Annotated in this window: 24 protein-coding genes; 22 read left to right on the forward strand and 2 right to left on the reverse strand. The window is 70.8% G+C overall.

The window, feature by feature from the left end:
* The first annotated feature begins 2 nt into the window (after window positions 1-2).
* The 12 genes from OG373_RS31250 (at window position 3) to OG373_RS31305 (ending at window position 15,077) form a co-directional block, all read left to right on the forward strand.
* A complete protein-coding gene (locus OG373_RS31250; RefSeq protein ID WP_397733329.1) occupies window positions 3-1,289 on the forward strand; it encodes a dihydroorotase in 1,287 nt (428 codons plus the stop codon).
* Window positions 1,286-1,876: a hypothetical protein gene (locus OG373_RS31255; RefSeq protein ID WP_405441684.1), complete on the forward strand. Its 591-nt coding sequence runs from the start codon at window positions 1,286-1,288 to the stop codon at window positions 1,874-1,876. Before OG373_RS31250 ends, OG373_RS31255 begins: the two co-directional genes overlap by 4 nt.
* On the forward strand, window positions 1,873-3,036 hold the full coding sequence (gene carA, locus OG373_RS31260; RefSeq protein ID WP_405441686.1) for a glutamine-hydrolyzing carbamoyl-phosphate synthase small subunit: 1,164 nt from the start codon (window positions 1,873-1,875) through the stop codon (window positions 3,034-3,036). Before OG373_RS31255 ends, carA begins: the two co-directional genes overlap by 4 nt.
* Window positions 3,029-6,337 (forward strand): carbamoyl-phosphate synthase large subunit, encoded by a 3,309-nt coding sequence (gene carB, locus OG373_RS31265; RefSeq protein WP_405441688.1) that lies wholly within the window; start codon window positions 3,029-3,031, stop codon window positions 6,335-6,337. Before carA ends, carB begins: the two co-directional genes overlap by 8 nt.
* Window positions 6,338-6,427: 90 nt before the next feature.
* Complete coding sequence (locus OG373_RS31270) at window positions 6,428-7,537, forward strand: quinone-dependent dihydroorotate dehydrogenase (RefSeq protein WP_405441690.1); 1,110 nt, start codon at window positions 6,428-6,430, stop codon at window positions 7,535-7,537.
* The gene (gene pyrF / locus OG373_RS31275) at window positions 7,534-8,373 is read left to right on the forward strand and encodes an orotidine-5'-phosphate decarboxylase (RefSeq protein ID WP_405441692.1); all 840 of its coding nucleotides are present in this window, start codon (window positions 7,534-7,536) and stop codon (window positions 8,371-8,373) included. Before OG373_RS31270 ends, pyrF begins: the two co-directional genes overlap by 4 nt.
* 304 nt (window positions 8,374-8,677) lie before the next feature.
* Entirely contained in the window at window positions 8,678-9,001 is a 324-nt protein-coding gene (locus OG373_RS31280; protein WP_030008746.1) for an integration host factor, read from the forward strand.
* A 61-nt stretch (window positions 9,002-9,062) separates the two neighbouring features.
* Window positions 9,063-9,626, forward strand: coding sequence for a guanylate kinase (gene gmk / locus OG373_RS31285; RefSeq protein ID WP_030008745.1), 564 nt, complete (start codon window positions 9,063-9,065; stop codon window positions 9,624-9,626).
* Window positions 9,627-9,699: 73 nt separating this feature from the next.
* Window positions 9,700-9,972 carry a DNA-directed RNA polymerase subunit omega gene (gene rpoZ / locus OG373_RS31290; protein WP_004948662.1) on the forward strand — a complete coding sequence of 91 codons (273 nt, stop codon included), beginning with the start codon at window positions 9,700-9,702 and terminating at the stop codon, window positions 9,970-9,972.
* Between the two features lie 131 nt (window positions 9,973-10,103).
* The gene (gene coaBC / locus OG373_RS31295; RefSeq protein WP_405441695.1) at window positions 10,104-11,318 is read left to right on the forward strand and encodes a bifunctional phosphopantothenoylcysteine decarboxylase/phosphopantothenate--cysteine ligase CoaBC; all 1,215 of its coding nucleotides are present in this window, start codon (window positions 10,104-10,106) and stop codon (window positions 11,316-11,318) included.
* A 212-nt stretch (window positions 11,319-11,530) separates the two neighbouring features.
* Window positions 11,531-12,739 carry a methionine adenosyltransferase gene (gene metK, locus OG373_RS31300; protein ID WP_189972632.1) on the forward strand — a complete coding sequence of 403 codons (1,209 nt, stop codon included), beginning with the start codon at window positions 11,531-11,533 and terminating at the stop codon, window positions 12,737-12,739.
* Window positions 12,740-13,028: 289 nt separating this feature from the next.
* Window positions 13,029-15,077 carry a primosomal protein N' gene (locus tag OG373_RS31305; protein WP_405444270.1) on the forward strand — a complete coding sequence of 683 codons (2,049 nt, stop codon included), beginning with the start codon at window positions 13,029-13,031 and terminating at the stop codon, window positions 15,075-15,077.
* 123 nt (window positions 15,078-15,200) lie between these two features.
* Here the strand turns inward: OG373_RS31305 and OG373_RS31310 are convergent, their stop codons facing one another.
* Window positions 15,201-15,749, reverse strand: coding sequence for a hypothetical protein (locus tag OG373_RS31310; protein WP_405441697.1), 549 nt, complete (start codon window positions 15,747-15,749; stop codon window positions 15,201-15,203).
* 251 nt (window positions 15,750-16,000) lie between these two features.
* On the opposite strand from OG373_RS31310, the gene fmt reads away from it, so the two are divergent.
* From fmt to OG373_RS31340, 6 genes are all read left to right on the forward strand, one after another.
* Entirely contained in the window at window positions 16,001-16,945 is a 945-nt protein-coding gene (fmt, locus tag OG373_RS31315; RefSeq protein WP_397733347.1) for a methionyl-tRNA formyltransferase, read from the forward strand.
* A gap of 120 nt (window positions 16,946-17,065) precedes the next feature.
* A complete protein-coding gene (locus OG373_RS31320) occupies window positions 17,066-18,541 on the forward strand; it encodes an RsmB/NOP family class I SAM-dependent RNA methyltransferase (RefSeq protein WP_397733349.1) in 1,476 nt (491 codons plus the stop codon).
* A 77-nt stretch (window positions 18,542-18,618) separates the two neighbouring features.
* Window positions 18,619-18,978 carry an Imm21 family immunity protein gene (locus OG373_RS31325; RefSeq protein WP_405441699.1) on the forward strand — a complete coding sequence of 120 codons (360 nt, stop codon included), beginning with the start codon at window positions 18,619-18,621 and terminating at the stop codon, window positions 18,976-18,978.
* A 193-nt stretch (window positions 18,979-19,171) separates the two neighbouring features.
* Window positions 19,172-19,555, forward strand: coding sequence for a DUF6507 family protein (locus OG373_RS31330; protein WP_405441701.1), 384 nt, complete (start codon window positions 19,172-19,174; stop codon window positions 19,553-19,555).
* On the forward strand, window positions 19,552-21,972 hold the full coding sequence (locus OG373_RS31335) for a hypothetical protein (protein ID WP_405441703.1): 2,421 nt from the start codon (window positions 19,552-19,554) through the stop codon (window positions 21,970-21,972). The genes OG373_RS31330 and OG373_RS31335 overlap by 4 nt, the downstream gene beginning before the upstream one ends.
* The gene (locus OG373_RS31340; RefSeq protein WP_405441705.1) at window positions 21,972-22,343 is read left to right on the forward strand and encodes a toxin-antitoxin system YwqK family antitoxin; all 372 of its coding nucleotides are present in this window, start codon (window positions 21,972-21,974) and stop codon (window positions 22,341-22,343) included. The genes OG373_RS31335 and OG373_RS31340 overlap by 1 nt, the downstream gene beginning before the upstream one ends.
* A gap of 298 nt (window positions 22,344-22,641) precedes the next feature.
* Here OG373_RS31340 and OG373_RS31345 read toward each other — a convergent pair whose 3' ends face one another.
* On the reverse strand, window positions 22,642-23,076 hold the full coding sequence (locus OG373_RS31345; RefSeq protein ID WP_405441707.1) for a hypothetical protein: 435 nt from the start codon (window positions 23,074-23,076) through the stop codon (window positions 22,642-22,644).
* Here OG373_RS31345 and OG373_RS31350 point away from each other — a divergent pair.
* The 4 genes from OG373_RS31350 to OG373_RS31365 all read left to right on the forward strand — a co-directional run bounded on the left by OG373_RS31350 (window position 23,075) and on the right by OG373_RS31365 (window position 26,481).
* Window positions 23,075-23,509 (forward strand): hypothetical protein, encoded by a 435-nt coding sequence (locus OG373_RS31350; protein WP_405441708.1) that lies wholly within the window; start codon window positions 23,075-23,077, stop codon window positions 23,507-23,509. The two genes, OG373_RS31345 and OG373_RS31350, sit on opposite strands and share 2 nt — an antisense overlap.
* Window positions 23,510-23,588: 79 nt before the next feature.
* Window positions 23,589-24,233, forward strand: a complete 645-nt coding sequence (locus OG373_RS31355) for a hypothetical protein (RefSeq protein WP_405441710.1) — start codon at window positions 23,589-23,591, stop codon at window positions 24,231-24,233.
* Window positions 24,234-24,268: 35 nt separating this feature from the next.
* Window positions 24,269-25,057, forward strand: coding sequence for a hypothetical protein (locus OG373_RS31360; RefSeq protein WP_405441712.1), 789 nt, complete (start codon window positions 24,269-24,271; stop codon window positions 25,055-25,057).
* On the forward strand, window positions 25,054-26,481 hold the full coding sequence (locus tag OG373_RS31365) for a DUF6177 family protein (protein WP_405441714.1): 1,428 nt from the start codon (window positions 25,054-25,056) through the stop codon (window positions 26,479-26,481). The genes OG373_RS31360 and OG373_RS31365 overlap by 4 nt, the downstream gene beginning before the upstream one ends.
* Window positions 26,482-26,543 lie beyond the last annotated feature (62 nt).

Genomic DNA, 26,543 nt, shown 5'->3' on the forward strand with positions numbered 1-26,543 from the left:
CCATGAGCAAGATCCTTATCCGTGGCGCGAAGGTACTCGGCGGCGAGGCGCAGGACGTCCTGATCGACGGCGAGACCATCGCCCAGGTCGGCCCGAACCTCTCCGCCGAGGGCGCGACCGTCATCGAGGCCGAGGGCCAGGTGCTCCTTCCCGGCCTCGTCGACCTGCACACCCACCTGCGCGAGCCCGGCCGCGAGGACTCCGAGACGGTCCTCACCGGCACCCGTGCCGCCGCCTCCGGCGGCTACACCGCGGTGTTCGCCATGGCGAACACCTTCCCGGTCGCCGACACCGCCGGCGTCGTCGAGCAGGTCTGGCGCCTGGGCAAGGAGTCCGGCTACTGCGACGTGCAGCCCATCGGCGCCGTCACCGTCGGCCTGGAGGGCAAGCAGCTCTCCGAGCTCGGCGCCATGCACGAGTCCGCCGCCCGCGTCACCGTCTTCTCCGACGACGGCAAGTGCGTGGACGACGCCGTGATCATGCGCCGCGCCCTGGAGTACGTGAAGGCGTTCGGCGGCGTCGTCGCCCAGCACGCCCAGGAGCCCCGCCTCACCGAGGGTGCCCAGATGAACGAGGGCATCGTCTCCGCCGAACTCGGTCTCGGCGGCTGGCCGGCTGTCGCCGAGGAGTCGATCATCGCCCGCGACGTCCTGCTCGCCGAGCACGTCGGCTCCCGCGTCCACATCTGCCACCTCTCCACGGCCGGCTCCGTCGAGATCGTCCGCTGGGCCAAGTCCCGCGGCATCGACGTCACCGCCGAGGTCACCCCGCACCACCTCCTCCTCACCGAGGAGCTCGTGCGCTCGTACAACGCGGTCTACAAGGTCAACCCGCCGCTGCGCACCGAGCGCGACGTGCTGGCCCTGCGCGAGGCGCTCGCCGACGGCACGATCGACATCGTCGCCACCGACCACGCCCCGCACCCGCACGAGGACAAGGACTGCGAGTGGGCCGCCGCCGCCATGGGCATGGTCGGCCTGGAGACCGCGCTCTCCGTCGTCCAGCAGACGATGGTGGAGACCGGACTGCTCGACTGGGCGGGCGTCGCCGAGCGGATGTCCTTCGCTCCGGCGCGCATCGGCAGCCTGGAGAACCACGGCCGCCCCGTCTCGGCAGGTGAACCCGCGAACCTGACCTTGGTCGATACCTCGTACCGTGGTGTCGTGGACCCCGCACATTTCGCCTCCCGCAGCCGCAACACGCCTTACGAGGGCCGTGAGCTGCCGGGGCGCGTCACTCACACCTTCCTGCGGGGCCGGGCAACGGTCGTGGACGGGAAACTGGCGTGACACCTGCAGTAATCCAACTGGCCGCCGAGGCCGCCGAACGACAGTCGGCGGAGGTGACCAGCGTCGGCGCCCGCATCGCGTGGGTGATCGGCCTGGTCGTCTTCATCGTGTTCGTGTACTGGCTGATGCGGCAGGGCTGGAAATGGCGCGGCGCTCTGCAGAACGATCTGCCGGAGCTGCCCGCCGCACCCGACGGTCTCCCCGAGCACCGGCTGGCCCTGACCGGCCGGTACCACGGCTCCACCACCGCCGGACAGTGGCTCGACCGGATCGTCGCCCACGGTCTGGGCCTGCGCAGCCGGGTCGAGCTCACGCTCACCGACGCGGGCCTCGACGTGGTCCGACCGGGGGCGGGCGACTTCTTCGTACCGGCCGCGCAGCTGCGCGGCGCCCGCCTCGACAAGGGAATCGCGGGCAAGGTACTCACCGAGGGCGGTCTGCTCATCGTCACCTGGGCGCACGGCGACAAGCTGATCGACTCCGGATTCCGCTCCGACCGCGCGGCCGAACACGCCGCCTGGGTCGAGGGCATCAGCACGCTGACAACACAGAACTCATCCATCACGACGGAAGGCGCCGAACGATGACGACCTCCACCAGGGGAGCAGCCAAAGCTCCCGCCGTACTCGTCCTGGAGGACGGTCGGATCTTCCGCGGCCGCGCCTACGGCGCTGTGGGGGAGACCTTCGGCGAGGCCGTGTTCTCCACCGGCATGACCGGCTACCAGGAGACCCTCACCGACCCGTCGTACCACCGGCAGGTCGTCGTGATGACCGCCCCGCACGTGGGCAACACCGGCGTCAACGACGAGGACCCCGAGTCCTCCCGCATCTGGGTCGCCGGCTACGTCGTACGCGACCCCGCCCGCGTCCCCTCCAACTGGCGCTCGCAGCGCTCGCTCGACGAGGAACTCGTCAAGCAGGGCGTCGTCGGGATCTCCGGCATCGACACCCGCGCCCTGACCCGCCACCTGCGCGAGCGCGGCGCCATGCGCGTCGGCATCTTCTCCGGCGAGGCCTGGGTCGGCATCCGCGACGAGGCCCTGCTGGCCAAGGTCAAGTCGCAGCCGCAGATGAAGGGCGCGAACCTCTCCGCCGAGGTCGCCACCAAGGAGGCGTACGTCGTCCCCGCGATCGGCGAGAAGCGCTTCACCGTCGCCGCCGTCGACCTCGGCATCAAGGGCATGACCCCGCACCGGATGGCCGAGCGCGGCATCGAGGTCCACGTGCTGCCCGCCACCGCCACCATCGAGGACGTGTACGCGGTCAACCCCGACGGCGTGTTCTTCTCCAACGGCCCGGGCGACCCGGCGACCGCCGACGGCCCCGTCGCCGTCATGCAGGGCGTGCTGGAGCGCAGGACGCCGCTCTTCGGCATCTGCTTCGGCAACCAGATCCTGGGCCGCGCGCTCGGCTTCGGCACCTACAAGCTGAAGTACGGCCACCGCGGCATCAACCAGCCGGTCCAGGACCGCACCACCGGCAAGGTCGAGGTCACCGCGCACAACCACGGCTTCGCCGTCGACGCGCCCCTCGACAAGGTCTCCGAGACCGCCTACGGCCGCGCCGAGGTCTCCCACGTCTGCCTGAACGACAACGTCGTCGAAGGCCTCCAGCTGCTCGACCAGCCGGCCTTCAGCGTCCAGTACCACCCCGAGGCGGCCGCCGGCCCGCACGACGCCGCGTACCTCTTCGACCGATTCACGTCTTTGATGAGCACCGCCCAGATGGAGGCCGAGCGTGCCTAAGCGCACCGATATCCAGTCCGTCCTGGTCATCGGCTCCGGCCCGATCGTCATCGGACAGGCCGCCGAGTTCGACTACTCCGGCACCCAGGCCTGCCGCATCCTCAAGGCCGAGGGCCTGCGGGTCATCCTGGTCAACTCCAACCCCGCGACGATCATGACCGACCCGGAGATCGCCGACGCCACGTACGTCGAGCCGATCACCCCCGAGTTCGTCGAGAAGATCATCGCGAAGGAGCGCCCCGACGCGCTGCTCCCGACCCTCGGCGGCCAGACCGCGCTCAACACCGCCATCTCCATGCACGAGCAGGGTGTGCTGGAGAAGTACGGCGTCGAGCTCATCGGCGCCAACGTCGAGGCCATCAACAAGGGCGAGGACCGCGAGCTCTTCAAGGGCGTCGTCGAGGCCGTCAAGGCCAAGATCGGATACGGCGAGTCCGCCCGCTCGGTCATCTGCCACTCGATGGACGACGTCATCAAGGGCGTCGACACCCTCGGCGGTTACCCCGTCGTCGTGCGCCCCTCCTTCACCATGGGCGGCGCCGGCTCCGGCTTCGCCCACGACGAGGACGAGCTGCGCCGCATCGCCGGCCAGGGCCTCACGCTCTCCCCGACCACCGAGGTGCTCCTGGAGGAGTCCATCCTCGGCTGGAAGGAGTACGAGCTGGAGCTGATGCGCGACACCAAGGACAACGTGGTCGTCGTCTGCTCCATCGAGAACTTCGACCCGATGGGCGTCCACACCGGTGACTCGATCACCGTCGCCCCGGCGATGACCCTCACCGACCGCGAGTACCAGCGGCTGCGCGACATCGGCATCGCGATCATCCGCGAGGTCGGCGTCGACACCGGCGGCTGCAACATCCAGTTCGCGATCGACCCGGCCGACGGCCGCGTCATCGTCATCGAGATGAACCCGCGCGTCTCCCGATCCTCGGCGCTCGCGTCGAAGGCCACCGGCTTCCCGATCGCCAAGATCGCCGCCAAGCTGGCCATCGGCTACACGCTCGACGAGGTCCCCAACGACATCACCGAGAAGACCCCGGCCTCCTTCGAGCCGTCCCTCGACTACGTCGTCGTCAAGGCCCCGCGCTTCGCCTTCGAGAAGTTCCCGCTGGCCGACGCCACCCTCACCACCACCATGAAGTCGGTCGGCGAGGCCATGGCCATCGGCCGCAACTTCACCGAGGCCCTCCAGAAGGCCCTGCGCTCCCTGGAGAAGAAGGGCTCGCAGTTCACCTTCGTCGGCCCCACCGGCGACAAGGACGAGCTGCTGCGCACCGCGGTCCGCCCGACCGACGGCCGCATCAACACCGTCATGCAGGCCATCCGCGCCGGCGCCACCCAGGAGGAGGTCTTCGAGTTCACGAAGATCGACCCCTGGTTCGTCGACCAGCTCTTCCTCATCAAGGAGATCGCGGACGAGCTCGCCGCCGCCGAGAAGCTGCAGCCCGAGCTGCTCGCCGAGGCCAAGCGCCACGGCTTCTCCGACGCCCAGATCGCCGAGATCCGCGGTCTGCGCGAGGACGTCGTCCGCGAGGTCCGGCACGCCCTCGGCGTCCGCCCGGTCTACAAGACGGTCGACACCTGCGCCGCCGAGTTCGCCGCGAAGACCCCGTACTTCTACTCCTCGTACGACGAGGAGTCCGAGGTCGCGCCCCGCACCAAGCCCGCGGTGATCATCCTGGGCTCCGGCCCGAACCGCATCGGCCAGGGCATCGAGTTCGACTACTCCTGCGTCCACGCCTCCTTCGCCCTCAGCGACGCCGGCTACGAGACCGTGATGGTCAACTGCAACCCGGAGACCGTCTCCACCGACTACGACACCTCCGACCGCCTGTACTTCGAGCCGCTCACGCTCGAGGACGTGCTGGAGATCGTCCACGCCGAGTCGCTGGCCGGCCCCATCGCCGGTGTCATCGTCCAGCTGGGCGGCCAGACCCCGCTGGGCCTCGCCCAGGCCCTCAAGGACAACGGCGTCCCCGTCGTCGGCACCTCCCCGGAGGCCATCCACGCCGCCGAGGACCGCGGCGCCTTCGGCCAGGTCCTCGCCGACGCCGGACTGCCGGCCCCCAAGCACGGCACCGCCACCACCTTCGCGGGCGCGAAGGCGATCGCCGACGAGATCGGCTACCCGGTCCTGGTGCGCCCGTCCTACGTGCTCGGCGGCCGCGGCATGGAGATCGTCTACGACGAGACCCGCCTCGAGTCGTACATCGCCGAGTCCACCGAGATCTCGCCGACCCGCCCCGTGCTGGTCGACCGCTTCCTCGACGACGCGATCGAGATCGACGTCGACGCCCTCTACGACGGCCACGAGCTCTACCTCGGCGGCGTCATGGAGCACATCGAGGAAGCCGGCATCCACTCCGGCGACTCCGCCTGCGCCCTGCCCCCGATCACCCTCGGCGGCTACGACATCAAGCGCCTGCGCGCCTCCACCGAGGCCATCGCCAAGGGCGTCGGCGTCCGCGGCCTGATCAACATCCAGTTCGCGATGGCGGGGGACATCCTCTACGTCCTGGAGGCCAACCCGCGCGCCTCCCGGACCGTCCCCTTCACCTCGAAGGCCACCGCCGTTCCGCTCGCGAAGGCCGCCGCCCGCATCTCGCTCGGCACCACCATCGCCGAGCTGCGCGCCGAGGGCCTGCTGCCGAAGACCGGCGACGGCGGCACCCTGCCGATCGACGCGCCGATCTCCGTCAAGGAGGCCGTCATGCCGTGGTCGCGCTTCCGGGACATCCACGGCCGCGGCGTGGACACCGTCCTCGGCCCGGAGATGCGCTCCACCGGCGAGGTCATGGGCATTGACGCCGTCTTCGGCACCGCCTACGCCAAGTCGCAGGCCGGCGCCTACGGCCCGCTGCCCACCAAGGGCCGCGCCTTCATCTCGGTCGCCAACCGCGACAAGCGCTCGATGATCTTCCCGGCGCGCGAGCTCGTCGCCCACGGCTTCGAGCTGATGGCCACCTCCGGCACCGCCGAGGTCCTGCGCCGCAACGGCATCAACGCCACCGTGGTGCGCAAGCTCAGCGAGGGCGAGGGCCCGAACGGCGAGAAGACCATCGTCCAGCTGATCCACGACGGCCAGGTCGACCTGATCGTCAACACCCCGTACGGCACCGGCGGCCGCCTCGACGGCTACGAGATCCGCACGGCGGCCGTGGCCCGCAGCGTGCCCTGCCTGACCACGGTCCAGGCGCTCGCCGCCGCCGTCCAGGGCATCGACGCGCTCAACCGCGGCGACGTGGGCGTGCGCTCCCTCCAGGAGCACGCGGAGCACCTGACCGCAGCCCGCGACTGACGCAGGCCGTACAGCCCGGACACGGGGAGGGGGACACCGGTTTCACGACGGGTGTCCCCCTCTTCACGAGCGCAGAGGGATTTTCCGACGATGTACAAAAACTTCTTCAACCTGGTCTTCAAGCGGATGGACCCGGAGCAGGCCCACTACCTGGCCTTCCGATGGATCCGCCTCGCCGCCCGCACCCCCGTGCTGCGCACCTTCGTCGCGGCCGCCCTGGCCCCGCGCTACGAGGAGCTCCGCACCGAGGCCCTCGGCCTGCGCATGCACGGCCCCTTCGGCCTCGCCGCCGGCTTCGACAAGAACGCCGTCGCCATCGACGGCATGTCGATGCTCGGCTTCGACCACATCGAGATCGGCACGGTCACGGCCGAGCCGCAGCCCGGCAACCCCAAGAAGCGGCTCTTCCGCCTCGTGCCGGACCGCGCGCTGATCAACCGGATGGGCTTCAACAACGAGGGCTCGGCGGCCGTGGCGGCCCGCCTGGCGGCCCGTGAGGCCATCTTCAGGACCGTGGTCGGCGTCAACATCGGCAAGACGAAGGTCGTGCCCGAGGAGGAGGCCGTGGGGGACTACGTCGCCTCCACCGAGCGCCTCGCCCGGCACGCCGACTACCTCGTCGTGAACGTCTCCTCGCCGAACACCCCCGGCCTGCGCAACCTCCAGGCCACCGAGTCGCTGCGCCCGCTGCTGACGGCCGTACGCGAGGCCGCGGACCGCACGGTGACCGACCGCCGGGTACCGCTGCTGGTCAAGATCGCCCCCGACCTGGCGGACGAGGACGTCGACGCGGTCGCCGACCTGGCCCTGGAGCTCGGCCTCGACGGCATCATCGCGACGAACACCACCATCGCCCGCGAGGGCCTGGGACTGAAGTCCTCCCCCTCCCTCGTGAAGGAGACCGGCGGACTCTCCGGCGCCCCCGTCAAGGCGCGCTCCCTGGAGGTCCTGCGCCGCCTGTACGCACGGGTGGGGGACCGCCTGGTCCTGGTCGGGGTCGGCGGCATCGAGAACGCCGAGGACGCCTGGCAGCGCATCCTGGCCGGTGCCACGCTGATCCAGGGCTACAGCGCCTTCATCTACGAGGGCCCGTTCTACGCCCGCGCCATCCACAAGGGCCTTGCCGCGCGCCTGGCCAACAGCCCGTACGCGACGCTCGCCGAAGCGGTGGGCGCCGAGACCCGAAAGGCCACCAAGTGACTGTGACCCCGTTCGGCACCCGCCTGCGCGCGGCGATGGACTCCCGGGGCCCGCTGTGCGTGGGCATCGACCCGCACGCCGCCCTGCTGGCGCAGTGGGGCCTGCAGGACGACATCGCGGGCCTGGAGCGGTTCTCCCGTACGGTCGTCGAGGCGCTCGCCGAGTCGGTGGCGGTCTTCAAGCCGCAGTCGGCCTTCTTCGAGCGGTTCGGCTCGAAGGGCGTGGCCGTCCTGGAGAAGACCGTCGCGGACGCCCGGGCGGCCGGGACGCTGGTGGTCATGGACGCGAAGCGCGGCGACATCGGCTCCACCATGGCGGCGTACGCCTCGGCCTTCCTGGACCCGGCCTCGCCGCTGTTCTCGGACGCGCTGACGGTCTCGCCGTACCTGGGCTACGGCTCGCTGAAGCCGGCCGTGGACCTGGCCCGGGAGTCGGGTGCGGGTCTGTTCGTCCTGGCGCTGACCTCGAACCCGGAGGGCGCGGAGGTCCAGCGGGCGGTCCGGGAGGACGGCCGCACGATCGGCGCGACGATGCTGGCGCACCTGGCGGCGGAGAACGCGGACGCCGCCCCCATGGGCTCCTTCGGCGCGGTGGTCGGTGCCACGCTGGGCGACCTGTCCACCTTCGACCTGGACATCAACGGTCCGCTGCTGGCACCCGGCATCGGTGCGCAGGGCGCGACGGCGGCGGATCTGCCGGGCGTCTTCGGCAAGGCCGTGCGCAACGTCGTCCCGAACGTGTCCCGGGGCGTCCTGAAGCACGGTCCGGACGTGAGCGCCCTGCGCGACTCGGCGCGGCGGTTCGCCGACGAGATCCACGAGGCCGTCTCCGCGTAATTCGCTCACCCGGGAAGCCCTGCCGCACCTCCGCGGCAGGGCCTCTCGCATTTTCTGGCGAAACTCGAACGCTCTTCATCGGACAAAACCGGGGTATTTTGTCCGTGATGTACGGTTCAGTGGAGGCTGACCAGGACTTTTCGTCCGTTCTCGCTGACTGGAGCGTTGTTGGCCGCTAGTCTCCGACCAGAGTGAACGCGCAGCGAACGAGTTCCATCGCTGTTCGGGAGCTCGCCTGGTGGGGTGCCCTTTGGGTTACCCACCGGTCCGTATCCGACAGTTCGACATCCGAGGTGACGTAGGCGTGGCTCTTCCGCCCCTTACCCCTGAACAGCGCGCAGCCGCGCTCGAAAAGGCCGCCGCGGCTCGCCGGGAGCGGGCCGAGGTGAAGAATCGACTCAAGCACTCCGGCGCCTCGCTCCAAGAGGTCATCAAGACGGGCCAGGAGAACGACGTCATCGGCAAGATGAAGGTCTCCGCCCTGCTGGAGTCTCTGCCTGGCGTGGGCAAGGTGCGCGCCAAGCAGATCATGGAGCGTCTCGGCATCTCCGAGTCCCGGCGTGTCCGAGGTCTCGGTTCCAACCAGATCGCCTCTCTGGAGCGCGAGTTCGGCAGCACCGGCGCCTGAGGCGTCGACTGAAGTTCTCCCGGCGTTCTCAGGCAGTCCCGAGAACCTGGATAATCGCTCTATGGCAGCAGAGGTTCGTCCGCGGCTGACCGTGCTCTCCGGCCCTTCAGGGGTCGGCAAGAGCACGGTCGTCGCGCATATGCGCAAGGTTCACCCCGAGGTATGGCTCTCGGTGTCGGCCACCACCCGCAAGCCGCGGCCCGGTGAGCGACACGGAGTCCACTACTTCTTCGTCAATGACGACGAGTTCGACAAGCTGATCGCCAACGGCGAGCTGCTGGAGTGGGCCGAGTTCGCGGGCAACCGCTACGGCACTCCCCGCGGCGCGGTGCTGGAACGCCTGGACAACGGCGAGCCGGTGCTGCTGGAGATCGATCTCCAGGGCGCACGGCTCGTCCGCGAGTCCAAGCCCGACGCCCAGCTGGTCTTCCTGGCACCACCGAGCTGGGACGAGCTGGTCCGCCGGCTGACCGGTCGGGGCACCGAATCGGCGGAGGTCATCGAGCGCCGGCTCGCCGCCGCCAAGATCGAGCTCGCTGCCGAGTCCGAGTTCGACACCACCCTGGTCAACACCTCCGTCGAGGACGTGGCGCGTGAGCTGCTAGCCTTGATGGCAGTTGTCTGATCGTTGATCGATGCTTTTCCGTCGATCGATTCCAGGGCGGCCCCATCTTTCACCCATCTTCGGAAGGTAGAGCGTGTCCTCTTCCATCACTGCGCCCGAGGGCATCATCAACCCGCCGATCGACGAGCTGCTCGAGGCCACGGACTCGAAGTACAGCCTCGTGATCTACGCGGCCAAGCGTGCGCGTCAGATCAACGCGTACTACTCGCAGCTCGGTGAGGGCCTGCTCGAGTACGTCGGCCCGCTGGTGGACACCCACGTCCACGAGAAGCCGCTTTCGATCGCGCTGCGCGAGATCAACGCGGGTCTGCTGACCTCCGAGGCCATCGAGGCCCCGGCCCAGTAAGGCACCAGAAGTCCTTTCACCACAGGCCCGGCAGAACATCTGCCGGGCCTGTGGTGTGTCATGGGTGGGTACGACGTCGATCAGAGCCGAACGCGTCGGACACGGCGCGCAGCCAGAGGGAGAGTGCGTGGATGGATAAGCCGAAGGTCGTACTGGGAGTCAGTGGCGGGATCGCCGCCTACAAGGCGTGCGAGCTGCTCCGCCGGCTGACCGAGTCCGGCCACGACGTGCGGGTGGTGCCCACCGCGGCCTCCCTGAACTTCGTGGGGGAGGCCACCTGGTCCGCCCTCTCCGGGAACCCGGCCTCCACCGAGGTGTGGGAGTCCGTCCACGAGGTGCCGCACGTGCGCATCGGACAGTCCGCCGACCTCGTCGTCGTCGCTCCGGCCACCGCCGACCTGCTGGCCAGGGCCGCCCACGGGCTGGCCGACGACCTGCTCACGAACACCCTGCTCACCGCCCGCTGCCCGGTGGTCTTCGCACCCGCGATGCACACCGAGATGTGGGAGCACCCCGCCACCCAGGAGAACGTGGCCACCCTGCGCCGGCGCGGCGCCCTCGTCATCGAGCCCGCCGTCGGCAGGCTCACCGGCAAGGACACCGGCAAGGGGCGGCTGCCCGACCCCGAGGAGATCTTCGAGGTCTGCCGCCACGTCTTGAGGAGGCAGGGTCCGGCCCGCGGAGCGACCGGGCCGGACCTCGCCGGGCGGCACGTGGTGATCAGCGCGGGCGGCACGCGGGAGCCCCTGGACCCGGTCCGGTTCCTCGGCAACCGCTCCTCCGGCAAGCAGGGCTACGCCCTCGCCCGCACCGCCGTCGCCCGCGGCGCCCGGGTCACCCTGGTCGCGGCCAACACGGCGCTGGCCGACCCGGCCGGGGTGGACGTCGTACGCGTGGGGACCGCCGTACAGCTGCGGGAGGCCGTGCTCAAGGCGGCGGCAAACGCCGACGCCGTGGTGATGGCCGCGGCCGTGGCCGACTTCCGGCCCGCCGAGTACGCGGGCGGGAAGATCAAGAAGAAGGACGGCCAGGACCCGGCGCCGGTCGCGCTCGTGCGTAATCCGGACGTTCTCGCGGAAATCTCGGCCGACCGGGCCCGGGCCGGGCAGGTCGTGGTGGGGTTCGCGGCGGAGACCGACGACGTCCTCGCGAACGGCCGGGCCAAGCTCGCGCGCAAGGGGTGTGACCTTCTCGTCGTGAACGAGGTCGGGGAGTCCCGCACCTTTGGTTCCGAGGAGAACGAGGCGGTCGTCCTGGCCTCCGACGGGTCGGAAACGCCAGTGCCCTACGGTCCGAAGGAAGCGCTGGCCGAGGTGATCTGGGACCAGGTGGCGGCCCGGCTGTAGTGCGACGCGCCTGGGCCGATTCCCCTTCTCCTGGTCACATCCGTACGTAAGAATGGGAGTGCCGCAGGTCACACGGCTCCCATAAGGCGAGACGGGTGGTCCCGGGAACGGTGGCGACCGATAAACTGCATCCGGAACGTGATCGGGCGCAGCCCCCGATGTGGTTCCGACAAATGATCAGCCAGCAGCCGCTGCAACCCCCAGGGAGCGTTGTGTCCCGTCGTCTCTTCACCTCGGAGTCCGTCACCGAGGGCCACCCCGACAAGATCGCTGACCAGATCAGCGACACGATCCTCGATGCGCTCCTCACCGAGGACCCGACCTCGCGCGTCGCCGTGGAGACCCTCATCACCACCGGTCTCGTGCACATCGCGGGCGAGGTGACGACGAAGGCCTACGCGCCGATCGCCCAGCTCGTGCGCGAGAAGATCCTCGAGATCGGCTACGACTCCTCGAAGAAGGGCTTCGACGGCGCCTCCTGCGGCGTGTCGGTGTCCATCGGTGCGCAGTCCCCGGACATCGCGCAGGGCGTCGACACCGCCTACGAGAAGCGCGTCGAGGGTGACGAGGACGAGCTCGACAAGCAGGGCGCCGGCGACCAGGGCCTGATGTTCGGCTACGCCTGCGACGAGACCCCCGAGCTCATGCCGCTGCCGATCCACATCGCGCACCGGCTCTCCAAGCGGCTCTCCGAGGTCCGCAAGAACGGGACCATCCCGTACCTGCGCCCCGACGGCAAGACCCAGGTCACCATCGAGTACGACGGCGACAAGGCCGTGCGCCTGGACACCGTCGTGGTCTCCTCGCAGCACGCCTCGGACATCGACCTCGACTCGCTGCTCGCTCCCGACATCCGCGAGTTCGTCGTCGAGCACGTCCTGGCCCAGCTCGTCGAGGACGGCATCAAGCTCGACACCGAGGGTTACCGCCTCCTGGTGAACCCGACCGGCCGCTTCGAGATCGGCGGCCCGATGGGCGACGCCGGCCTCACGGGCCGCAAGATCATCATCGACACCTACGGCGGCATGGCCCGCCACGGTGGCGGCGCCTTCTCCGGCAAGGACCCCTCCAAGGTCGACCGTTCCGCCGCCTACGCCATGCGCTGGGTCGCCAAGAACGTGGTCGCCGCCGGTCTCGCCTCGCGCTGCGAGGTCCAGGTCGCGTACGCCATCGGCAAGGCCGAGCCCGTCGGTCTCTTCGTCGAGACCTTCGGCACCGCCAAGGTGGAGGTCCAGAAGATCGAGGACGCGATCGGCGAGGTCTTCGACCTGCGCCCGGCCGCGATCATCCGCGACCTCGACCTGCTGCGCCCGATCTACGCCCAGACCGCCGCCTACGGCCACTTCGGCCGTGAGCTGCCGGACTTCACCTGGGAGCGCACCGACCGCGTGGACGCCCTGCGCGCGGCCGCCGGTCTGTAAGCACCCGTAGCGAGACGGCCCCGGACCCCCAGGTCCGGGGCCGTATTGCGTTGCTGCGCCCCGTTCCGCGCGGATACGCTGGCGTCGCCCTCCCGGTGCGAGGGGTGACGGCTTCATCTGGAGCGGGGTGCGAACCCCGTGTCGAAGGAGCGCAGGACCCGCCGCCGCCCGGCCCGATCTCGGGAGGGCGCATGCACCGCGCCCGCCGCTGTCGGTGCCATTTGGTAAGAATGCTGATGTGAGCAGCGCGAACGAGTCCCCGCCGGAGCAGCTCGCACTGATCCGGGAGATGGTCGCCGAGGCGAAGGCCAAGGCGCCCAAGGCGAAGCCGCGCACCTGGCGGGGGGCCGCCCTGGCCGAGGAACTGCCCGTGGCCCGGGTCCTCGTGAACAAGGGCGTGCTGCACCTCGACCGGACCTTCGACTACGCCGTGCCCGCCGAGCTCTCCGAGGCCGCCCAGCCCGGCGTCCGCGTGCGCGTCCGCTTCGGCGCCGGCTCCCACCAGGTGCACGGCGGCCGCCGCGAGGGCGGCGGCCTCATCGACGGGTTCATCGTCGAGCGCCGCGCCGAATCCGACTACAACGGAGCACTGGCCGCCCTCGCCCAGGTGGTCTCGCCCGAGGTGGTTCTCAGCCCCCGCATGCTGGCCCTCGCCCGGGCCGTCGCCGACCGGTACGCGGGCAGCCTGGCCGACGTGCTCCAGCTCGCCCTGCCCGCACGGAGCGCCCGCGCCGAGGCCAAGCCCTCGCCGGAGCCGCTGCCCCCGCCCGCCGCCCCCGAGCCCGGCGGCTGGGAGCGGTACGGCGCCGGCCCCGGCTTCCTGCGCGCTCTCGCCACCGGCGGCGCCCCGCGCGCCGTGTGGACCGCACTGCCCGGCCCCGGCTGGGCCGACGAACTGGCCCGCGCCATGGCCGCCACCCTGGCCTCCGGCCGCGGGGCCCTCGCCGTGCTCCCCGACGGGCGGACCGCCGCCCGCGTCGACGCGGCCCTGACCGCCCTGCTCGGTGAGGGCCGGCACGCCGTGCTCACCGCCGACTCGGGACCCGAGAAGCGCTACCGCCAGTGGCTCGCCGTGCACCGGGGCTCGGTGCGCGCCGTCATCGGAACCCGCGCCGCGATGTTCGCCCCCGTACGGGACCTCGGGCTGGTGGCCGTCTGGGACGACGGCGACTCCAGCCACAGCGACGAGCGCGCCCCCTTCCCGCACGTGCGGGAGGTACTGGAACTGCGCGCCGTCAATGACGGCTGCGGCTTCCTCGCGGGCAGTACGAGCTGCACCGTCGAGGCCGCCCAGCTGGTCGAGTCCGGCTGGGCGCGGCCCCTGGTCGCCGACCGCGAGACGGTACGGACCTGCGCGCCCCGGATCCGGACCGTCGGGGACGAACTGCTGGCCCGCGACGAGGCGGCCCGGGCCGCCCGCCTGCCGAGCCTGGCGTGGGAGACCGTACGGGAAGGGCTGAAGACCGGGCCCGTACTCGTGCAGGTACCGCGGCGGGGCTACGCGCCCCGCCTGGCGTGCGAGCGGTGCCGCACCCCCGCCCGCTGCACGGTCTGCGCGGGACCTCTGGAGGCCCCCGACGAGCGGGACCTGCGGTGCGGGTGGTGCGGGAGGGACGAGCCGTCCTGGCACTGCGAGGAGTGCGGCTCGTTCCGGCTGAGAGCCCAGGTGGTCGGCGCCCGGCGCACCGCCGAGGAACTGGGGCGGGCCTTCCCGGCCGTGCCCGTACGGACCTCCGGGCGCGACCACGTCCTGGACGAGGTACCGGACCGGCCGGCGCTGGTGGTGAGCACCCCCGGCGCCGAACCGGTGGCCGCGGGAGCCGGGTACGCGGCCGCGCTGCTGCTCGACGGCTGGGCCATGCTGACCCGCCCCGATCTGCGGGCCGGCGAGGACGCGCTGCGGCGCTGGATCGCGGCCGCCTCACTGGTCCGGGGGGACGGCCAGGTCGTGGTGGTCGCCGAGCCGACGCTGCGGCCCGTCCAGGCGCTGGTGCGGTGGGACCCGGTGGGCCATGCCGTACGGGAACTGGCGGAGCGGGCCCAGCTCGGCTTCCCGCCGGTGTCCCGGATGGCGGCGGTGGCCGGGCGGGGCGAAGCGGTGGAGGCCTTCCTGGCCGGCGCCGGGCTGCCGCCCGACGCGGAGATCCTGGGACCGGTGCCGCTGCCGGGGCGGCGCGGGGAGCCGTCCCCCGGGGAGCGGGCCCTGGTCCGGGTCCCGCCGGGCAGCGGAGCCGCCCTCGCGGCCGCTCTGAAGGCGGCGCAGGCGGCCCGGCTGGCGCGCGGGGCCCCGGTGGCGGAGGCCGTCCGCGTGCGCATCGACCCGCTGGACATCGGCTGACGTCGAATGACGTCGAAACCCCTGGTGGGGCGACCGGTACGGTCGCCCCACCAGGGGTCGGTCGGAGGCTGTGAGCCGGTCCGGCGGCCGTCGGGTGTCGGCGTCCCGGCGGCAGGACAGCCCTCAGCCGTTGCGCGGACCCGGGAAGGCGGGGGAGCGGGAGACCTCGCCCAGGGCCCGCCCGGGAGCACCCCCGGCAGCGGCCTGGGCCTCCTCGCGCACCGGCTGCGGCGGCATCGAACGCGCGGCCGGGACGGTCGGCAGCGGCCCCAGGGTCCGGGTGGTCGTGCCCTCGGCCGGCGGCTCCGCGGATTCCGCGGACTGCGCCCGCCGGGCCCCGTAGCGGCGGTGCACCGCCTGCTTGGTGACACCGAGCGCCGAGCCGACCGCGTCCCACGAGAAACCGAGCGAGCGGTCGAAATCCACCGCGGCGGTCACCAGCGTCTCGACGCTGTCCCGCAGCTCCTGCGCGAGGCGGACGGTCGGCGCGGGCGCCCGTCCGTAGACGACGAAGCCCGTGGAGGGACCCGATCGGCGCGGGCGGTACACGTTGCCGAGCTGGGCGGTGAGCGTACGCAGGGCATCCACCTGCCGGCGAACCCGCTCGATGTCCCGTACCAGGAGGTGCAGGCTGGCCCGGGCTTGGGCGTCGTGGGTGGCGTGGTCGGCCATGAAGAAGCCTCTCGAACCGGTGCTGAAGGGCGGATCGGGCCGCAGACACCGTTCACACGCGGCCCGTTTTGGTCAATCTCTCTTGACCAACGCGCCACCCGTCGCCCAGGTCACGCTGTGGGGGCGTGTCGGCATATGCGAGGGGCGCGCGCATGTGCGTACGCCCCCTCAACGCCACAGGTGGGCGGCCCGACCGACGCCCCATAGACTGGTGCGCTGCTGACAGCCGAGATTAGCGAGGTAGTCCCCCAGTGAAGCTCGTCTTCGCAGGCACCCCCGAGGTCGCCGTACCCGCCCTGGACGCCCTGATCGCCTCCGGGCGGCACGAGGTCGCCGCCGTCATCACCCGGCCCGACGCACCGGCCGGCCGCGGCCGTCGGCTCGTCGCCAGCCCCGTCGCCGAGCGCGCCGAGGAGGCGGGCATCGAGGTGCTCAAGCCCGTCCGGCCCCGCGACCCCGACTTCCAGGCCCGGCTGCGCGAGATCGCGCCCGACTGCTGTCCGGTCGTCGCCTACGGCGCCCTGATCCCGAAGAGCGCCCTCGACATCCCCGAGCACGGCTGGGTCAACCTGCACTTCTCGCTGCTGCCGGCCTGGCGCGGAGCCGCGCCCGTCCAGCAGTCGATCATCGCGGGGGACCAGGTCACCGGCGCCTCCACCTTCCGGATCGAGGAGGGCCTGGACACCGGCCCGATCTACGGCATCCTGACCGAGGAGATCCGGCCGACCGACACCAGCGGTGACCTGCTCACCCGGCTCGCCTTCGCCGGTTCCGGACTGCTCGCCGCCACCATGGACGGCATCGAGGACGGCACCCTGCGAGCCGTGGCACAGCCCCACGACGGGGTCTCCCACGCACCCAAGATCACCGTCGAGGACGCCCGGATCGACTGGACCGCCCCCGCGATGCGCGCCGACCGTGTGGTGCGCGGCTGCACGCCGGCGCCGGGCGCGTGGACCGTCTTCCGCGGGGAGCGGCTCAAGCTGATCTCCCTGGGCCTGGTGCCCGACCGTACGGACCTGGAGCCGGGCGCGCTGGCCCCCGCCAAGAACAACGTGTACGTCGGCACCGGCTCGCACGCCGTGGAGCTGCTGTGGGTGCAGCCGCAGGGCAAGAAGCCGATGCGGGCCGCGGACTGGGCGCGCGGGGTGCGGATCGCTCCCGGCGAGCGGCTCGGCGGAGCCGACGTAGGCTGATCGGTGGGGACGGCGCCCGAGCGCGGACGTCCCCACGCGCCCCCGCACCACACGCAGGACCCGCAGAACCGGCACCACCCGTAGCACTCGTAGCACTCGTAACCCCGGAGCACCTTTCACGTGAGCGAACAGCCCCGTCAGCCCCGACGCAAGCCTGCCCCCGCAGGCGCGGGCGGCAAGCAGGCCAAGCCCTACCGCCGGCCCCAGAAGGACCCCGTCCGGATGCTGGCCTTCGAGGTGCTCCGGGCGGTGGGCGAGCGCGACGCCTACGCCAACCTCGTGCTGCCGCCGCTGCTCAAGAAGGCCCGCCAGGACGAGACCTTCCAGGCGCGCGACGCGGCACTGGCCACCGAGCTGGTCTACGGGACACTGCGCCGCCAGGGCACCTACGACGCCGTCATCAAGGCGTGCATCGACCGCCCGCTGCGGGAGGTGGACCCGCCGGTGCTGGACGTGCTCTCGCTCGGAGCCCACCAGCTGCTCGGCACCCGCATCCCCACCCACGCCGCCGTCTCGGCGAGCGTGGAACTGGCCCGTGTGGTGCTCGGGGACGGGCGCGCCAAGTTCGTGAACGCCGTTCTGCGGAAGATCGCCGCGCACGACCTCGACGGCTGGCTGGAGCGCGTCGCCCCGCCCTACGAGGACGACGCCGAGGAACACCTCGCGGTGTACCACTCGCACCCCAGGTGGGTCGTCAGCGCCCTGTGGGACTCGCTGGGCGGCGGGCGCGCGGGCATCGAGGACCTGCTGGAAGCCGACAACGAACGGCCCGAGGTGACCCTGGTGGCTCGCCCGGGCCGGTCCACGCCGGAGGAACTGCTGGAGGCCGTCGGCGAGGACTCGGCACTGCCGGGCCGCTGGTCGCCGTACGCCGTCCGGATGGCCGAGGGCGGCGAACCGGGCGCGCTGGAGGCGGTCCGCGAGGGCCGCGCGGGTGTACAGGACGAGGGAAGCCAGCTGGTGGCCATGGCACTCGCGGCCGTACCGGTCGAGGGCCGCGACGAGCGGTGGCTCGACGGCTGCGCGGGCCCGGGCGGCAAGGCGGCGCTGCTCGCGGCGCTCGCGGCGCAGCGCGGGGCGTTCCTGCTGGCCTCGGAGAAGCAGCCGCACCGGGCCCGGCTCGTGGAGCGCTCGCTCGCGGGCAACCCGGGCCCGTACCAGGTCATCGCGGCGGACGGCACCCGCCCGGCCTGGCTGCCGGGCTCCTTCGACCGCGTCCTGATGGACGTCCCGTGCTCGGGCCTGGGCGCGCTGCGCCGCCGCCCTGAGGCCCGCTGGCGCCGCCGCCCGGAGGACCTGGAGGGCCTCGCGCCGCTCCAGCGCGGGCTGCTGCGCGAGGCGCTGTCGGCGGTGCGGGTGGGCGGCATCGTCGGCTACGCGACGTGCTCGCCGCACCTGGCGGAGACCCGGGTCGTCGTGGACGACGTCCTGAAGGGCCGCGGCGCGAGCCACTCCCCGGTGTCCGCGGAACTGATCGACGCACGGCCCTTCATGTCGGGCGTCCCGGCCCTGGGCGACGGCCCGGACATCCAGCTGTGGCCCCACCTGCACGGCACGGACGCGATGTACCTGGCCCTGCTGAGGCGCACGGCGTAGCCGACGACCTGGCCCACGGCCCGACACCCCTCGCGAGGATCTCTGTCGCGGGGGGTGTCCCGTATCCGGGGGCTGTCGTGGGCCTGTCAGTGGGCGGCGGCAGACTCACGTCCGTCGTCCCCGTGTCCGCATGGGCCGCATGGCACGGATGCACGGATTCCGGGCTCATCGCGGGAGACGCCACCGCCGCCGCCGACTACGACCGGGCCTGCGCGGTGGTGGACGTCCTGGCGGGCGTGATCGCCGTGGGCGGGGCCGGCGCCCATTCCGCCGAAGCGGGGGCCGAGTTGAACGTCGAGTACCCCGGCGGCGGCGGATTGCCCGCCCAGGCTCCGGTTCCTCCGCCCGCCGGCCGCTGGAGGGTCCGAGCCGTCCACACCGAGGCGGACGAGGAGAACCGGGTCGGCCTGGTCCGGCTTCTGTCGGCCGACTCCTGAATCGGCGGGGGACCGTTCCGCGGTTTGTCACAACTCCGTGACAGGGACGGCCGACAGGTCGGAATGACCCTCATTCACTTTGCAGACAGTAATGCCAGGTTGATAGAAATGGATCACCTGTGCGGGTGGGTGGCGGCGCCGTCCGCCGGCGTCGGGGCACTGGAGTGAAGCGTTGTGAGGAACGGGGGGCAACGTGTCTACGTGGGACATCAAGCCGGGCGGCGTCCAAGGCGTCCTGAACAAGACCGCTGAAGCGGGCAGCAAGTTCGAGGAAGAGTTCACGTCGTACAGCGACGGCGTGGTCGGCGCCGCGACGTGGGCGGGCACGATGGTGCTGGGCGGGACCGAGCTGCCCAAGGAGGGCGCGTTCGGCCCTGTGGCCCAGGCATTGCTTGAGTTTCAGCAGCGAACGGAAAACGACCTGAAGTTCCTTCCCGTCCGGACGGGAAAGTCCATCACCGGTGCGCGCCTTGCCACTGAGGAGTACGTCAAGGGCGATCTGCAGATGGCGAAGAACAAGCAGGAGGAGTACTCCAAGGCTCCGACCGCGGAAGAGCTGAAGGGTCCCAAGAAGTGATCGACGTCGGGAAGATACCGACCTTCACCGGCAACCTGGACACCCTGGAGACGCACGCGGCCGCGCTCAGGACGACCGCCTCCAGCATCCGCGGTACGGGCCGGGACGTCCACAACGCCTTCCAGGCGCTGGATCCGGTCTACGACGCCCCCGAACAGGAGGAGCTGCTCAACTCGACGCTTCCCGTACGGGACAACGCGGACGCGTTCGCGACGAAGCTGGAGTCCGTCAGCGGGGCGCTGACGAGTTTCGCGTCGACCGCCCGTCCATTGGTGGCCAGGATGAAGCAACTCCGCGTGGACGCGGAGAAGTTCGTCGCGGACAACAAGGATGACGAGGACTGGCAGCAGGACCAGGGCAAGATCGACGAGAACGCGCGCCTCGTCCGCGAGGTCGGCGTGACGTGGGTGGCGTTCCAGGGCGTCGAGCGCGACGCGGCCAACAAGATCACCACCCTGGTGGGCGGCACGCACTTCGTCGTCGACGACGGTTCGCACAAGGCCGGCATGTACGGCTTCAAGGAGAGCGACGTCAAGGACGCCAAGGAGACTCCTTGGGGGACGGCCGACGAGCGCGAGTACACGGGCCTGCGGGCCGCGTGGGAGTGGACGAAGGACAACGTCGGCAGCGGCCTGAAGGGCTTCTTCGTCGACGGCGTCTGGGGCACCCTCAAGGGCCTCGGCAACATGATCAACGTGTTCGACATGGACACCCTCAAGAAGACCTGGTCGGGCATCGGCCACGTCGTCGCCGGTGTCAGCGGCTACATCATCACGCCCTACGACTGGGCGATGGACAAGATGTTCGGCCCGGTCGACCACAGCGACCGGGAGAAGAACAAGGCCGCCCTGCGCAACTTCGGCAAGTCGCTGGTCGCGTGGGACGAGTGGGGCAAGGATCCGGCGAGGGCGGGCGGGACGGTGGTGTTCAACGTCCTGACCATCGGCGCGGGTTCGTTCCTCAAGCTCGGCAGGGCAGGAAAGCTGGGCGTGGGCTCGGAGATCGCCACCGCGGTGGGCAAGGCGGGCGTGCTCGTCGACCCGATGAGCTACCTCGGCAAGGCCGCGAACGTCACCAAGATCAAGGTCGGCGACTTCATGGAGGGCCTGAAGGCGAGCAGGGCGGGCGTGGACGACATGGCCCGCACCATGCCCGACGGAACCTCCCCGCATCCGGCCGACACCACCGCACCCCCCGCCGGCGCCGGCGACCGGACGCCGCCCGGCCATGAGTACGTCGACCCGCAGGGCAACAAGCGCGTCATCGGCCGCGACGGCACCATCCGCGACGAGCACGGCAACGCCGTCCCCGACACCGAGCCCGTCAGGGAGCCGCACAAGGACGACCTGCCCAACACGCACGAGCCCGCCCCGGCCAAGGAACGCGTCCTCGAAGGCGCGGGCGGCCCCAGCCACGTGGAGAACTCCACGGGCCACCCGACAGGTAGCAGTCGGCACAACGGTGGCCCCGCGGCACCACACGCCGGTCACGATCCGGCGGGTAGCGGCTCCCACACACCGTCCCCCGGGGGCGGTGGGCATGGAGATGGCCCCCTGGCGGGCGGCCACGGTTCCGGTGACGGGACGGGGTTCGCACACCAGGGTGGCCACGGCAGCGGCCACGGTTCCGGCGACGGGGCAGGAATCCCGCACCAGGGTGACCACGGCGGCGACGCGCACACGCCGAGCCCCGATGCCGATCCGCAAACCCCCGGCTCCCCAGCCGATCACAACGCGCCCGGTTCGGCGGCCGACCCGCACGAGGCTCTCTCGCCCGACGTGCACGTCGGAGAGAACGGAATCGCGCCCGCGCCGGGGCACGGCGAGAAGCTGCTGGAGCAGATCGACGCCGCTGGACCGCGCGTGACGAAGAGTAACGGAGTAATCACTCACGTCGACGGAACGCCGGTGGCGGACTACCTTGCCGACATCGGCCGTCAGCGATCCGCCCTGTACCTGGAAGCCAAGGAGGCGCGCACCTTCACGCGCGCGGACACGGGTGCGTGCGTCGGAGCTGTGATGGACCTGCGCACCGGAACGATCATTGAGGGGATCAACGGCAAGAGCAACGTCCTCATTCCGGTCGAGAATCTCCACCCGACGCTCCAGCCTCGGTACGAGGAGCTCCGAGTCAAGCCTGTGCACCCAGACATGGATCACCCGCTGGGCCACGCGGAGGTCAAGGCCACGAATGAGCTGTTGTGGATGCGAACCCGGCAAGGGCTGCCCGATGGTCCCGAGGCTCTCGCGCAGATCAGGGCCTCGGTCGAGTTTCCCTTCCTGAAGAATCAGGCGACCGGACTACGAGGCCGCCCCGCCCCCTTCTGTGCGCACTGTCACCGTATGCTGTTGGGGGTCGAAAGCGGCAATAAGCGGTTCACTGGATATCCGCCGAGCGAGGAGAACCTGATTCCCTGATGGATGCTTTGAAGAAGATCGACGTGGACGATCCGGACGTGGACATGGACGATGCGCAGCGCCTGTTCTACGGAGGAGAGCTGTACACGGGTGAAGTGGCCGAATATCAGGGCGAAGCCTTGGTCAATCTGGATACCTACGTCGAAGGTCGCCCTTACGGTCTTTCGCGTTCGTGGTACCAGGACGGGATGCTGAAATCCGAGGGAACTCTGCAGGGTGGTCGTCCGGTGGGTGAATACAGGGAATGGCATCAGAATGGAATGCCGAAGTCGCGCCAGGTATTCGATGAGGCGGGCTGCGACCTATTGGAAGAGGAGCAGTGGGACGAGGTCGGGCTGCAGACGAGGATCTGGAAGCGCCCTGCCGGATAAGGCTCGGCCGATTCGCCGATTCGCCGATTCGCCGATTCGCCGATTCGCCGATTCGCGGATTCGCTGACCGGTCGCGACGGGCTGGCTGCCGCCCGGGATCCGGAAGGCTCCTGACATCATCGGTGGATTGGTGACGGGGAAAGAGGGGGAGGCCTCCCTGCGCCCACCGCCGGAGCAGTGGCGCCGGATGTCATTGCGGGGGCGCTCTGCGAGGCGTTCGCCCTTCCCTGCGCCTGGTCGGTGTTTCCCCGGAGAGCGAGATGGAGCACCGCAACTGGGATGCGATCGTCACGTGCGCCTACGAGGTCACCAGCGGTGACATCGCTTGCCTGTTGACGGTGTGCGGTGCCGAAAAGGTGACTTCGCAGCCCTCCGAGGAGGAAGTCGCCCGGATTCTGCCATGAAAGTTGGATACCCCGGTGCTGATTTCCTGTGGAACGCTGCCGTGGATCCGAAAGATGGTGGCCCCACAGGGGAAGACCATCAGCGTGAGTGCGGAGGATCCGGAAGGGGACGGGGCGGAGCCGGATGCTTGATTGCGCGAACGCCGGTGGGCGATGGCGGCGAAGAGCTCGTGGCGGCTCCAGTCGGCCGTGCGGGAAATCGTGTAGTCGCCCGCTACGCCGCCGTGGATGGCCCGACCGTAGGGCAATGGAATGTTTGGAACGGCGATGATTTTTTCGATGCAGGCGGGCTGCCCGGCCGTTCGGAGGTGCGGCTCGGCCACCGACATGGCTGACGCGGTCGGTGAGATGTACCCCTCCGAGGGCGAGGACGCCATTCTCGTCTGGAATCTGGTACCGGTCCGGCTGTCGTACGGCCATGACCTGGCCGCCCTTCTCGACGACCTGGTGCCCCTTCTCGAGGAGATCCGACAGCCGGGATTCTCGGAAGCCGATGTCTTCTGGGGGTCGGACACGTTCTCGGCCGAGTGGGGAATCGTCCGTGAGGGCGAATCCCTGAGGGTCCGGGCACGCTGGCACAGCACGCTCGGCAACTACGAGTCGCTGCTGGCCGAGCGGGGCGATGTCGTTGTTTCTGTGGTGGAGTTCATCGGCGAGTGGGCGAAGGTTCTGCGGCGGATCGTCACCGACATCGAGACCGAGCGCGTGGAGTTGGAGGACGACAGCCTCTTCCAGCGCGCCAAGGCCCTACTCGCCTCCTGAGCCGACAACACGACACCCGCGGTGGGCCACCCCACCTTTCCGCAGCGACGCTGCCCCGACGTAGGAGAGTTTGCCGACCATGCTGATGCGCGCGCCCAAAGAGAGCGGCTCGTGGACCTGGATCCTGGACGACATGCCGGGTCCCGGTCTGGAGTTCGCGCTCACGACCGCGGCGCGTATGAGCGCGGTGCTCGCGAAGCATGACCTGATGGAGCTGCATTCACTCGAGTGGCCATGGTTCCAGACCGGCAGGGGCGGCCTCGGTGTGCACGGCAGGCTGAGGGTCGGCACATGCTCGCTCGACGATCCGGCGTTGCCCGATCGGCTCCGCGCCTGTCGGCCGATCGGCCATCCGCAGGCGGAGATCGGTGGAATCACGTTGTTGGGAACAGGCGCCTGGTTCGACGCAGCTGGTGCGCGGCACCAGCAGTACCGGCTGGTGGAACTCCTTCTGGTGCCTGACGAGATGGACGTCTGGGTCGAGCTGTCTGTGCACCACGACGTCTGGGGGCGTTGTGATTTCCGGGGTCGGCCGCAGCCGCTCATCCACGCCCACAACGCGCCCCGGCTCGCCGCCGCCCTGCGGGAGATCGAGCAGGTGCTCGGCGTCGCGGCGGAGTCCGGCGAGCCGACGTACTACGGACGGGCCGAGGGTTACGGACTCGGGGATCCCGACATCATCGACGGGCTGGGACCGGACGTCACCGATGCGGCGCTCGGCTAGTGGGCGACGAGCTCAGTGAGATCAGGGGCCGGCCCATGCAGGGATATGGCCAGCTGCTCGGTACGGATTTCGACGGGCGGCCGACGGACGACATCGACGACGTCATCCACGACGCGTTCGAGAGTCCCCGCCACCTGACCCGCGTCCCCGGCCTCGTCGCATTGATGAACGATCCCGGCATGCCCGAGATCGAGCGGCTCCTGGCGTGCGTGGTGCTGACCACCTGGGGCGAGGCGGCGGGCTACGAGGCGGTGATCCGTGCCGCAGCGGATCCCAAGAAGGCCCCCTGGTACGACTTCTCGATCGACCGGAAGTTCTCCGTGGACAGCACGTTCGCGCAGCTCGCGGATGCGGTCGCCGAGCGGGACCTGACGCGGGAGAAGGGAACCGAGGCCCTTCGGCTGGACGCCGCCCGTGCACTGGTACGGCTCGCCGACAGCGAGTACTTCGAGGACAAGCTGGGCGAGTTGTTCGACAGGGACACGCTCCAGGTACTGATGGACGACGTGAGGGACGTCATCGGCCGGGGCGTGCGGTCCCTGGAGGCGGGTGAGAAGTGCTCGTTCGACCTGCCCACGCAGCTGGTGGACCTGGCGTCCGGTGTTTCCACCGTCGACGGGTGCCTGGGCGTGGAGTCGGCCGTGAGCGTGCTGAACGTCAGCTGCTCCCCGCGGGCGCTGATCCATGCCGTCCCCATCGTCGCCCGTGCGCGGGGCCCGGAAGGCCGGCGGTTCGGCGAGTACTTGCTGACCTTCGGAAACGAACGAGTGTGCGCGGAGGTCCGCGAGGCACTGAGAGACATGACGACAAGGAACACGGCATGACCAAGGACGTGATCGCGCTCACCGAGCGCATGCCGGACGCGCTGAGCGTCCTGGCGGGCCTGCTCGCGGGCGGCCCGGACCTGCTGGTCGGGTCCGCCGGAGAGGGCGCCGTGGTCCAGCTGTGCGACGCAGAGGGCCGGCCGCTCGTCTCGATCGAGGTCCCGCTTCTGCTCCAGGTGCCGGGCGAGGCGGCCCGGTTGCTGGGGCCCGGCGCCGAGCCGTCGGGCGACGGCCCGGCGTGGTGGGTCGAGGCCCGCGCCGCCGCGGGCGTACCGCAGGCCGAGCAGCTCGCCGGAGCCTTCGCGGCCCGTCTGACCATGCTCCTGGGCGGCCGGGTCTGGCCGCCGGACGCCCCGGGCACCGTCGGCGCGGCCCGCCCGGTCGACGTCTCGGGCATCACCGCCGTACCGGCGCCCGCTGCCGCCCAGCCGGCCGTGGACATGCTCACCGACAAGGCCGCCGTGGTCCTCCAGGACCGCCCCGTCATCCCCATGACGAGCTGGCTCTCCGAGGTGCTGCGGGCCACCGTGGAGAGCGACCGGTCCCTGCAGATCGTCACCCCGCCGCACTGCCGCCTCTCCACGCCCACCCGCCTGCTGCTGCAGTCCATGCCCTCGCGCTGGGTGGTGCAGGACGAGCGGTGCGGCTACTACGACGGCCTCACGGGCGCCGTACTCACATGGCAGGACGACGCCTTCTCCCCGGCCCGGGACGAGAACGGCGAGACCCCGGTGGCGGACGCCTTCACCGAGGCCGGGCCCACCGGTGAGCGCCAGCTCAGCGTCTCCTTCCGCACCCTGCACCGCCCCACGGCGGACCTCGTCCTCGGCGGTGCGCTCGAAGCCGCCTGGCAGGCGCTGACGGGCGGTCGGCCGGCCGGCTGGGGGACCTCGGAGCCCGCCGGCCAGACGTGGTCGCGGCGCCGGCTGACGGAGCTGGCGTACGAACGGGCCCCGCGCTCCACATGGACCGTTGTCGTCGGCACTCCGGAACGGCCCGCCGTCGCCACCCTGCGCGTGATCCGCACCCCGGAGGGGGTGGAGGAGGACGTCACCCTCACCGTGGGCTACGGCCCCGGTGAGGAGCTCCCCCTGGAGGCCCTTCCGGGGCTGGCCGAGGAGCTGGTGACCCGGTACGGGCTCAAGACCATGCTGTGCCGGCTGCGCGAAGCCCGCCGGGACCTGAGCGCCCCGCCCCACTACGAGAACCCGCCACTGCCGTACGCGTTCGTGCTCGGCCCGGCGGAGGTCCAGGAGGCGGGGCGCGACACCGCGAGCAGGACGCCGCTCAAGGAACGCCCGGTGCGACTGGGCCCCAGAGCCCGGCCGGGCTACTACTACGCACTCGGCGACGCCGAGACCGCCGAGAGCTGGGCCGCCCTGGAGGGGCTGCTGCGCCACCTGCGCGGCGCGCCGCCCGCATGACCGACGGCGGCGGCCTTCGAGCGATGTATGCCTACCTGTTCGAGGGCGCTCCGCAGCAGCCG

Origin of the sequence: Streptomyces avidinii (assembly GCF_045161815.1) — a bacterium.
GTDB classification, from domain to species: Bacteria; Actinomycetota; Actinomycetes; order Streptomycetales; family Streptomycetaceae; genus Streptomyces; species Streptomyces avidinii.